Raw genomic sequence first — 10223 nt, 5'->3', positions numbered from 1 at the left:
CGCCGAAACGATACGCAGTTGAAGATTGCTCATCCCGCGGCCGGTCGCGAAGCGACGTCCTGGCCCCCAAGTCCGCCGAAACGGCGTTCGCGGCCAGCAAACTCACGCAAAGCTTCCGCAAGGTGCTCGCGGCTGAAGTCGGGCCAGTAGCAAGGCAGGAAGACGAGTTCGCTATAGGCGGCTTGCCACAGAAGGAAGTTCGACAGCCGGAGCTCGCCGCTGGTGCGAATGACCAGTTCCGGGTCGGGAATGCCTTGCGTATCGAGCGCGCCGGCAAAGCTTTCGGCTGATATCGCCTCGGCGTCGAGTTCGCCACGCGCCACGGCCGCCGCAAGCTTTTGTGCCGTACGAACGATTTCGTCTCGTCCGCCATAGTTGAAGGCGATCACCAGCGTCAGCGATTCGTTTGCGGCCGTCAGCGTTTCGGCCTCGTCGAGCAGTCCCCTGATATCAGACTGCAGCCCTGCCCGGTCACCGATGATTCTAACCCGCACACCGCTCTGGTGCAGTTCAGCAAGGTCACGGCGAATGAACATTTTCAAGAGGCCCATCAGGTCGCTGACCTCGGACTTCGGCCGCGACCAGTTCTCCGACGAGAAAGCATAGACGGTCAGGTAGGAAATGCCGAGCCCAGGTGCCGCGCGCACCGTCTTGCGCAGCGCCTCGACACCGGCACGGTGGCCCGCAAGACGGGGCATGCCGCGCGCCTTGGCCCAGCGTCCGTTTCCGTCCATGATGATCGCGACATGCGCGGGCGTTGCCATGTTCTCGCTTTCGGGTCAGCCGGCGGCCATGACCCTAAACCTGCATGATTTCAGCTTCCTTATCGGAAAGCAGGTGGTCGATGGTGCTGATCGTCTCGTCGGTAAGTTTCTGGACCTGGTCCGAGCGCTTGCGCTGATCGTCTTCGCTGATGTCGCCGTCTTTCTCCGCCTTCTTCAGGAAGTCCATGCCGTCGCGGCGCACATGGCGCGCGGCGACACGGGCATTCTCGGCGTAGGTGTGCGAGATCTTGACCAGTTCCTTGCGGCGCTGTTCGTTAAGTTCGGGAAGTGGAATCCTGAGGTTGGTGCCGTCTACGATCGGGTTGAACCCCAAATTGGATTCGCGGATCGCGCGGTCGACCGCGCCAACCATCGACTTGTCCCATACCGATACCGAGATCATGCGCGGCTCCGGCACCGAGACGTTGGCGACCTGATTGATCGGCATGGTGGTGCCGTAGGCCTGCACCTGGATCGCATCGAGCAGATTGCTGGAGGCGCGACCGGTCCGCAGCGAGGCCAGATCATGCTTGAACGCGGCAATGGCCCCATCCATGCGCCGCTTGAGATCGTCGTACTCACCACTCATCTTTATCTCCTCGACCCGTCTAATGCGGGCTCACTGCTTCGGGGCCGTCTTCGAATCGAACTTTCGAAAACCGGCTTCCCTTTTCGGGTCAGGCCGCCGATCAATCGTCCGCGACGACCGTGCAGCGGCCGCCGCCCCTCAGAATATCGCCGAAACCACCTTTTTCGTGGATCGAATAGACGATTATCGGAATGTTGTTTTCGCGCGCAAGTGCAATCGCAGCAGTATCCATGATGGAAAGGCCGCGATTTATGACTTCGCCATGGCTGATGCGCTCGAAACGCGTCGCATTCGGATCCTTCTTCGGGTCCGCCGAGTAGACGCCGTCGACCTGAGTGCCCTTGAACAGCGCGTCGGCGCCGATTTCAGCGGCGCGAAGGGCCGCGGCCGAATCAGTGGTGAAGAATGGATTGCCGGTGCCGCCGGCAAAGATCACCACCTTGCCCTGGTTCATGTAGGCGGTCGCCTGGCGCTGCGAAAAGCTCTCGCAAAGTTCGGGCATGGCGATCGCCGAAAGCACCACGGCGTCGACGCCGATCTTGTTCAACGACGTGCGCAGCGCCAGCGAGTTGATCACCGTGGCAAGCATGCCCATGTGGTCGCCGGTAACACGGTCGCCGCCCTTGGAGGCAACGGCCACGCCGCGAAAGATGTTGCCGCCGCCGATGACGACGCCGACCTCGATGCCCAATGCACGCGCCTCGGCGATGTCGCCGGCGATGCGATCCACCACTGACACGTCGATGCCGAAATGCTGCTCGCCCATCAACGCTTCGCCCGACGCTTTCAGCAAGACACGTCGGTAGAGGGGCTTCACCGTCATCTGGGCCTCTTCATTTGCATGTGGCGCGTTCCGGGTGGCTGCTCTCGCGCAGGCGCGCCACCGAAACAATGGCGTTCCGATACACGAAGGGCGCCGCGATGTCACGCGGCGCCCTTCCCGGAATTCTCTCGCCTTTTGTCAACTCACGCCGGCAAATGCACCTTCCATGAGCAGGTCAGGGAAATAGCCCGCAGGCTTGCAGCCGACGGCCTGGCCCCCGGTAAGGCCGCCCTGGATTTCCGGACCGAAGAACGAGTACGGGAACGGCGTGACCGGCAGGCTGACTGCGTCGAGCCTTGCCAGGAGCTCTTGGGGGATCTCGAAATCGAGCGCGCCGAGATTGTCCCTGAGCTGATCGAGCCTCGTCGCACCGATGATCACCGAAGCGACACCGGGCCGCGTTGCCGCCCAGTTCAAGGCGATTTGGGCCATGCCGCGGCCAAGCTCGCCGGCGGCCTTTTCCAGTTCGGCAACGATTGCCCAGTTGCGGTCGGTGAACTTCTGGAAGCCGGGATTGGTCGAACCGCGCATCGCCTCCAGCCTGCCGCCGGCGTTGCTGATTGTGTCTGAACGATATTTGCCGCTCAGCAAGCCGCTGGCCAGCGGGCTCCAGACCATGATGCCGGCGCCATAGCGCGTGCCGAAAGGCACGAATTCATGCTCTATGTTGCGCTCGACCAACGAATATTCGAGCTGCAGCGCCGAAACCGGTTCATAGCCGCGCTGCTCAGCGATGGACTGCGCCCTGCTCGCGTACCAGGCGGGGACGTCGGAGAGACCGACATGGCGAATCTTTCCGGCGCGCACCAGATCGTCCAGCGTTCGCATCACCTCTTCCGGTGAAGTCAGCCTGTCCCAGGCATGCAGGACATAGAGGTCGATATAATCGGTGCCGAGCCGCTTCAGCGAGCCTTCGACGGCGCGGATGATGTTCTTGCGGCCGTTGCCGCCGGCATTCGGATTGCCCTGCTCCAGATTCATGCTGAACTTGGTGCTGATCACCGCTCTGTCGCGCAGACCGCGTTCGGCTATGAACTCGCCAAGCCAGGTCTCGGAGGTGCCGCCGGTATAGGCATCGGCCGTATCGAAGAAATTGCCGCCTGCCTCGACATAGGCATCGACCAGGGCGCGGGCCGTCTCCTTGTCGGCGCCCCAGCCCCATTCGGTGCCGAAGGTCATGGTTCCGAGCGCCAGCCGGGTGACACGAAGCCCGCTGCTGCCAAGGGTGTAGAAGGGCATGGTCATGATGTCGCTCCGATCCTGATCCAATCTTCAATGCCGATCCTGTCCGGGGGTCGTCTTGACCCACGGGTTGCCGCGTTCATGCGTCATGCGGAATGTGAAGCCGTCCACGCTCCAGTCGGCTCCCGAACGGGTCAGGTGGTGTTCGTAGGTGCCCCAGACTTCCCATAGCGGTTCGCCATTGCCTTCCATCCGGTTCCAGGCGTAGCCGTTGGAGGAGACAGTCGCGGCGTCGCCGTCGATGGCGACCTGATGGTTGGTGCGCAGGTGCAGGCTGGTCTTGTTGCCCCTGAGGTTGGCGGCCCAGGTCCCGATCAGGTCGTCCGACGCGATGGTGGCCGCAGGCTGCCCACTCAGGCTGCTGAAGTCGACGGTGACGCGGTCGGCGAAGTAACTACGGGCGAGCCGCCAATCCTGGGCATCGACCGCGCGGTCGATGGCATCGGCGATGCGTATGACGGCGCGCTCATCGGCGAGCGTGATTTCAGGGGACGATTCGGCTCCGCCGGCATCGACCGGCGCCAGCGCGATACCCGCCGCGAAGGTGGCATACCTCAATGCATTCATGTCTCTTCTCCTTTGCGCATCGGCCCGTCGCCGGTTTGCTGGCGACAATGTGGGCCAACAGGCCGGCATCGAAAAGATTGCATTATTCGCATGGACTATGCGATATTATGCATGAATGGATCGCGACCTGCTCAGCCACCTTCCCGTTATCGTCGCCGTGGCGCGGCGAGGCGGCTTTGCGCTTGCCGCTGCCGAACTCGGCATGAGCCCTTCGGCGGTCAGCCACGCTGTACGCCTTGTGGAGGAGCGCATCGGCCCGCCGCTCTTTGCCCGCACGACCCGCAGCGTATCGCTGACCGAGGCCGGTCAGGCGCTTGTCGCGACGGCCGAGCCCGCGCTGCAGGATATCGCCGAGCGGATGGAGCGTATCCGCGGCATCAAGGGTCGCCCGGCGGGACTGCTCAGAATCAATGTATCACATATCGCCGTCCCGATGGCGGTGACGCCGGTGGTGACGGCCATGGCCGAGCGCTATCCGGATGTGACAGTGGAAATCTTTGCCAATGAAGGATTGGTCGATATCGTCAGCGAAGGCTTTGACGCCGGCATCAGACTTGGCGAAATGATCGCGCAGGACATGATCGCGATCCGGATGACCCCGCCATTCCAGGTGATCATCGTAGCGTCACCAGCCTATATCGGCCGGCATGGCCGCCCGCACAGCCTGGCCGATCTCGCCGCCCACAATTGCATCGGCTACCGTCTGGTGCGATCCGGCGCGGTCTATCGTTGGGATTTGACGGAGGACGGCAAGGACGTGGCCGTGGAAACGCGCGGCACCGCCATCGTCACCGATTCGCTTGCCGCGATCGACCTGGCGCTGTCGGGAATGGGACTGGCCTATGTGTTCGAGCCGCTGGTGCGCGCCGACCTGGCCGCTGGTCGGCTTGTCCAGGTGTTGCCGCAGTCGGCAATCGAGGAACCAGGCCTGTTTCTCTACTTTCCGCGCCGGGCGGCAATGGCACCGAAGCTGCGCGCCTTTGTCGACGTCACACAAGAAATCGGCCGGACACCCTCGCGAGCGCCCGGCCGAGTTGCCTGAGCCGAAAAGCTGCTTGGCAGCTTACTTCTTGACCGCTGCAGCGACTTCCGCGGCGAAATCGGTCTCTTCCTTCTCGATGCCCTCGCCCAGCGCAAAGCGCAGGTAGGCGGTGATCTTGGCCGGGGCGCCGATGTCCTTCTCGGCATCCTTCAGCGCCTTCTCGACAGTGATGTCGGGATTGAGCACGAAGGCCTGCTTCAGGAGCACGACTTCCTCGTAGAACTTGCGCAGACGGCCCTCGACCATCTTCTCGATGATCGCTTCCGGCTTGCCGGACTGGCGCGCCTGGTCGGAGAAGATCGCCTTCTCGCGTTCGACCGCGGCCGGATCGATCTGCTCTGCGGTCAGCGCCAGAGGGTTGGTGGCGGCAACATGCATGGCCACCTGGCGGCCAAAGGCGTTGGCTGCATGCTCATTGCCCGTGGTCTCGATCGCGACCAGCACGCCGAGCTTGCCAAGGCCGTCGGCAACCGCGTTGTGGACGTAGGTAGCGACAGCGCCGTGCGGGACGGTGAGCTTGGCCGAGCGGCGGAAGCCCATGTTTTCGCCGATGGTGCCGACAGCGTCCTTGATGGTGTCGGCAACAGACTTGTCGGAACCTGGATACTTTGCGGCGGCCACAACCTCCGTCGTGCCATAGGCCAGCGCAACCTTGGCAACGTTGCCGACGATTTCCTGAAACGCGGCGTTGCGGGCCACGAAGTCGGTCTCGGAATTGACTTCCACGACGGCAGCTTCGCGCACGCCGTTGTCGACGCCGATCAGACCTTCAGCCGCGGTGCGGCCAGCCTTCTTGTCGGCCTTGGAGATACCCTTCTTGCGCAGCCAGTCGACGGCCTCTTCCATGTTGCCGTTGGTCTCGGTCAACGCGGCCTTGCAATCCATCATGCCCGCGCCGGTCAAGTCGCGGAGTTCTTTGACCTGTGCAGCCGAAATGCTCATTGTCGCCTCTTTGTTTTAAATGCACCGACGCACCATCGGTATTCGATGGTGCGTCTGTTTAGCGTGCCAGAATATGAGAAAGATGAAGGCCGCAACCGGCCTTCGATTATCAAGCTTCGGGAGCTTCCGACGCCGGGGCCGGAGCCGGGTCGAGCGCGGGTTCGACCGGAGCTTCGACCGAAGCGCCGATGTCGACGCCGAGCGCGCCCTGCTGGCGGGCGATGCCGTCGATCGCAGCCTTGGCGATCAGATCGCAATAGAGCTGGATGGCGCGGGCCGCGTCGTCATTGCCGGGGATCGGGAAGTCGATCTTGTCCGGATCGCAGTTCGAATCGATGATGGCGACGACCGGGATGCCGAGGCGCTTGGCCTCGAGGATGGCGATCGCTTCCTTGTTGGTGTCGATGACGAACATCAGGTCGGGCGTCGAGCCCATGTCCTTGATGCCGCCCAGCGCCTTGTCGAGCTTCTCGCGCTCGCGGTCGAGGTTCAGGCGTTCCTTCTTGGTCAACCCTTGCGCCTCGCCGGCCAGCATCTCGTCGAGCTTGCGCAGGCGCTGGATCGAATTCGAGATCGTCTTCCAGTTGGTCAGCATGCCGCCGAGCCAACGCGAGTTGACATAATACTGAGCCGAACGCTGTGCAGCATCGGCGACGATCTCGGACGCCTGGCGCTTGGTGCCGACGAACAGCACGCGGCCACCCTTGGCGACGGTGTCGGAAACCTGCTTAAGCGCCTGATGCAGCAAAGGCACCGTCTGCGACAGGTCGATGATGTGGATGTTGTTGCGGGCGCCATAGATGTAGGGTGCCATCTTCGGGTTCCAGCGGTGGGTCTGGTGGCCGAAGTGAATGCCAGCTTCCAAAAGCTGGCGCATGCTGAAATCAGGCAGTGCCATTCAAAGTTCCTTTCCGGTTAGCCTCCACGGACACAGGCATTTTTGGACTTTGTCCTCGAACGCCACCGGAGGTTTCAGCCGGATTTCTCCCGGGCAGACACCAAAGTCCGTGTGTGGAATGAGCGCGCATATAGAGGGGATGCGCGATAAACGCAAGCGCCGCGGGATCTGTGATGCGGCGTGCGACGATCCGCGCCCTGCCGTCAGCGCTTTATCTTCCCGTTCGGCACTCGCACTCGCCGGAAGACCGCGACGATCTCCTCGCGGCTGCATTCGATGGCGCCGAGCCGCACCGCACGGTCGCGCTCGAAGCCGGTTATGTCATAATGCGGCGCCGATGTCTTGGGCGGCCCCTGGTAGGATGAGCGCTTGACGCCGAGCCGGGCGGCAAAGCGATGCAACTCGTCGGTGTCGTCGGCCAACAGATGGCACCAGCGATGGCCGGCCCAGTTCCAGATCGCTGCGTCGACATAGACCGCCATGAAGCTTGCTGTTTGCCTTCCATCCTCCACCACAGCGGGCCACGTGGCCCGTCAGGATGTCAGGGACGATAGAATGGATTCGGATAGAAAATGAAGCCGCCATTGGCCGCAAGCTCGGCCACAATGTTGGTGACCGTATCCTGCATGCGACGGTGCAGTTCGGCAACCGCATCGTCGATCGAGCCCGCATGCTCATGCAAGCCCAGTGCCTCCGGCACCCGGATGTGGGCGCAACGCGGCCCGGCCGGCTGCGGAATGAACCGGTTTATCGTGTCGCGCAGCCCGCCTCGACAATAGTCGTTGCGGATCCGCTTCAGATGTTCGGCGATCTGCTCTTGGGTGATGCGCGGATTGGCGCAGGCCCAGGGTCCGATGCGCTGCAGCCTCTGAACCCTATCGGCGAGCGCGCGGACCTGGCTTTGCCGTTCCGTATCGTCGGTGTTTTCGCGTTGCCAGCGACGCGCACGCCGCAGAAGCTCTGCGGTGTCGGTTATGGCAGCGTCGAATGAGATGCTTTCGCCGAGTCGGCGGCCGAGTTCAGCAACCAACGCCTGCTGGCGCTCGGCATAGGTTGCGCCTTCGTCGGATGGCATGCCCGATGCTGCTTCATCGCGGGCCAGCAGCGCCGAATAGACATGGTGGATGCGCTGCGGCAGCGTGTCGGTCGCAAGGCGTTCTATTTTCAGGCTTTTCTCGACATAAGCGCATTCCTTCGCCAGCGCCGCTTCGACATTCCCGGTGAAGGCGAGCTTCCACACGACTGGCGCGATCCAGACCTTGAAATCGGAATCCGTGGCCCGGCCGCGCTTGAGGGCCTCCAGCCCCATCTCGATGGCACCCGGCAGCAAAGGCGCAACGACATTGGCATGCCAGCCGACGCCGCCTTCGGGATGCAGCAGCACGCCATGGCCTTTCAAGGCCCAGGCGATGGAGTGTTCCTTGGCTGCCCCGCTATTGCCGGGAATCTGAGCGATGAGGTTGTTGGCCAGCCAGAACTTCTGCATCAGCCGGCCAAGGCCGTTGACGACACCATTGGTTGCCCATGAGGCCGTGAGCGGGCTGACCTGCGACACGATTTCCTTATCGATCATCCAGTCGGTGAAGAACTCGGGATGATTGGGCGTGATGAAGGTCGCCTTCCCTGCCCCGCAACTGGCCTTCAGCCGCTCAAGGTCGGCGTGGGGAAAGTCGATATGGCGGACATTTGAGACGCCGCGCAGACCGGCCAGGCGATTGAACGGCAAGATATCCCGAAATCCGGGAATGCCGCGGAGCATGACGATCCGGTTGACGGATGTCATGGCCCTGATCAGTGCCGGGTTGGGCCGCGGCGCCACGAATGTATCGATCCTGCTCAAGCTGATCCCCCTCGCGCCTGGACGCCGGGGAGAGGTTGAGAGACGATTGCGGCACGTTCAAGTCGATCGTTACGACCACGCCGTGTCGTGGTAAATCAACTGCCTAGACCGGCACTATTTGGCGGGACAGGGTTTCGTCTGGTCGAACAGCGACAGGTTGACCAGCTTGCCGGTCATCGAGAAGTCGCCATAGTCCATGACGAGATCGCGGGTGATGCCGTTCTCATGCAGCTTGAAGCTGATACGGTATTCCGGCACCTCTTCGCCCGTCTTGTTGGTGTCGTCGAAATAGGCGATGTCGACCGGCCAGTATTTGTCGGTAGCGAGCTTTGCCAGTGCCGAAGCTTCCGGGTCGGCCTTGTCGGCATCGGTTTTCTTGCCGACCACGACGGTGGTGGTCATCACCTTGTTGGCGTCTTCGGAACCGTCGAACAGGTTGGTTTCGTAAAAATTCTCGCCCTTTTCGGCCTTGCCGATCAGCTCGACCAGATGCTGGGTCGGGAATTGGGTTGTCGCCAGCTCGACGCTGTTCTTTTCAGGCTTGTCGATGTCGACCTTCAGGCCCTTGGTCTCTTTGGTGGCGATGCCCTTGACCTCCTTGTCGAGATTCTGGTCGACGAAGGATTTTGTCACGAACGAAAATGTCTTGCCTTCGGCGTCCTCGAAAGTGGTCGTCTGCTGGTCGGTCAGCCTGGTGTTGTCGGCGGTGACGATCTGGGTGACGAAGCGGAATTTCACCGTATAGCCTTCGCAGGCCGAGCCATTGAACTCATAGACCATGCGGCCGGATATGCCTGTGATGCCGGACTGATCGGACGCTTTTTTCAAGGTAAGATCGTAGACGGCGCGGTGGGCTTGCAACGCCGGCGCTGCGAAGGCAGGGCCTATCGAGAAGACCCCCGACAACAGGACGGCATGGAATGCGAGGCGCGTTGCGCGCATGAGGTACTCCGATCGTCGCGACTGATGGCAGGCCGCAGGGAAAGATGGTCCAGCTTAAAAAAAGTCGTGGCGGAAGCGAGGCAAAAATAGCAATTTCGGCCCGGCCGGCGCGGCGTCACCAAGCAATAGGGAAATACCATGAGTGAAACAATCGAAAAGCGGCTAAGCGATCTGGGTGTGACGCTTCCCGTCGCCGCCGCGCCCGCCGCCAACTACGTGCCCTATTGCCGGACCGGCAATCTGCTGTTCACCGCCGGACAATTGCCGCTCAAGGACGGCAAGCTGCAGGCGAGCGGGCTGTTAGGTCGCGATCTCGATACCGCAGGTGGCAAGGATGCGGCAAAATACTGCGCGATCAACATTCTGGCGCAGGCCAAGGCAGCACTCGGCGACCTCGAGAAGATTAGCCGTCTGGTGAAGATCACCGTTTTCGTCGCCTCGACACCTGAGTTCGCCGAGCAGCATCTGGTTGCCAACGGCGCCTCCGATTTCCTGGTGGCGGCCCTTGGCGAGCGTGGCAAGCATGCGCGCTCCGCCGTCGGCACCGCCTGCCTGCCGCTTAATGCCGCAGTGG

General features: G+C 62.2%; 12 protein-coding genes. 2 read left to right on the top strand and 10 right to left on the bottom strand.

Annotated elements, in window-relative coordinates; all coding sequences use genetic code 11:
* Window positions 1–29 precede the first annotated feature (29 nt).
* The 5 genes from EN984_RS10110 to EN984_RS10090 form a co-directional block, all read right to left on the bottom strand.
* The gene (locus tag EN984_RS10110) at window positions 30–764 is read right to left on the bottom strand and encodes an isoprenyl transferase (RefSeq protein ID WP_023812930.1); all 735 of its coding nucleotides are present in this window, start codon (window positions 762–764) and stop codon (window positions 30–32) included.
* Window positions 765–798: 34 nt separating this feature from the next.
* A complete protein-coding gene (gene frr, locus EN984_RS10105; RefSeq protein WP_013531759.1) occupies window positions 799–1353 on the bottom strand; it encodes a ribosome recycling factor in 555 nt (184 codons plus the stop codon).
* A gap of 100 nt (window positions 1354–1453) precedes the next feature.
* Window positions 1454–2176 (bottom strand): UMP kinase, encoded by a 723-nt coding sequence (pyrH, locus tag EN984_RS10100; RefSeq protein WP_013531760.1) that lies wholly within the window; start codon window positions 2174–2176, stop codon window positions 1454–1456.
* A 138-nt stretch (window positions 2177–2314) separates the two neighbouring features.
* Complete coding sequence (locus EN984_RS10095) at window positions 2315–3421, bottom strand: aldo/keto reductase (protein ID WP_127270204.1); 1107 nt, start codon at window positions 3419–3421, stop codon at window positions 2315–2317.
* Between the two features lie 27 nt (window positions 3422–3448).
* Window positions 3449–3985 (bottom strand): nuclear transport factor 2 family protein, encoded by a 537-nt coding sequence (locus EN984_RS10090; RefSeq protein WP_127270206.1) that lies wholly within the window; start codon window positions 3983–3985, stop codon window positions 3449–3451.
* Between the two features lie 115 nt (window positions 3986–4100).
* Here EN984_RS10090 and EN984_RS10085 point away from each other — a divergent pair, with 115 nt between their 5' ends.
* Window positions 4101–5027 carry a LysR family transcriptional regulator gene (locus EN984_RS10085; RefSeq protein WP_127383726.1) on the top strand — a complete coding sequence of 309 codons (927 nt, stop codon included), beginning with the start codon at window positions 4101–4103 and terminating at the stop codon, window positions 5025–5027.
* 21 nt (window positions 5028–5048) lie between these two features.
* Here EN984_RS10085 and tsf read toward each other — a convergent pair whose 3' ends face one another.
* The 5 genes from tsf to EN984_RS10060 form a co-directional block, all read right to left on the bottom strand.
* A complete protein-coding gene (gene tsf / locus EN984_RS10080; RefSeq protein ID WP_127272504.1) occupies window positions 5049–5969 on the bottom strand; it encodes a translation elongation factor Ts in 921 nt (306 codons plus the stop codon).
* A gap of 109 nt (window positions 5970–6078) precedes the next feature.
* Entirely contained in the window at window positions 6079–6867 is a 789-nt protein-coding gene (gene rpsB, locus EN984_RS10075) for a 30S ribosomal protein S2 (protein WP_127269021.1), read from the bottom strand.
* A 203-nt stretch (window positions 6868–7070) separates the two neighbouring features.
* Window positions 7071–7349, bottom strand: coding sequence for a DUF4031 domain-containing protein (locus EN984_RS10070; RefSeq protein ID WP_027036667.1), 279 nt, complete (start codon window positions 7347–7349; stop codon window positions 7071–7073).
* A gap of 59 nt (window positions 7350–7408) precedes the next feature.
* Entirely contained in the window at window positions 7409–8707 is a 1299-nt protein-coding gene (locus EN984_RS10065; protein ID WP_127269020.1) for a hypothetical protein, read from the bottom strand.
* Between the two features lie 114 nt (window positions 8708–8821).
* Window positions 8822–9649: a cell envelope integrity EipB family protein gene (locus EN984_RS10060; RefSeq protein WP_127269019.1), complete on the bottom strand. Its 828-nt coding sequence runs from the start codon at window positions 9647–9649 to the stop codon at window positions 8822–8824.
* 138 nt (window positions 9650–9787) lie between these two features.
* On the opposite strand from EN984_RS10060, the gene EN984_RS10055 reads away from it, so the two are divergent.
* On the top strand, window positions 9788–10223 hold a 436-nt coding region (locus EN984_RS10055), incomplete at its 3' end, for a RidA family protein (protein ID WP_164765423.1).

The organism is Mesorhizobium sp. M7A.F.Ca.CA.004.12.1.1 (assembly GCF_003997835.1).
GTDB lineage: Bacteria > Pseudomonadota > Alphaproteobacteria > Rhizobiales > Rhizobiaceae > Mesorhizobium.
This window is presented reverse-complemented; position numbering and strand designations above follow the sequence as displayed.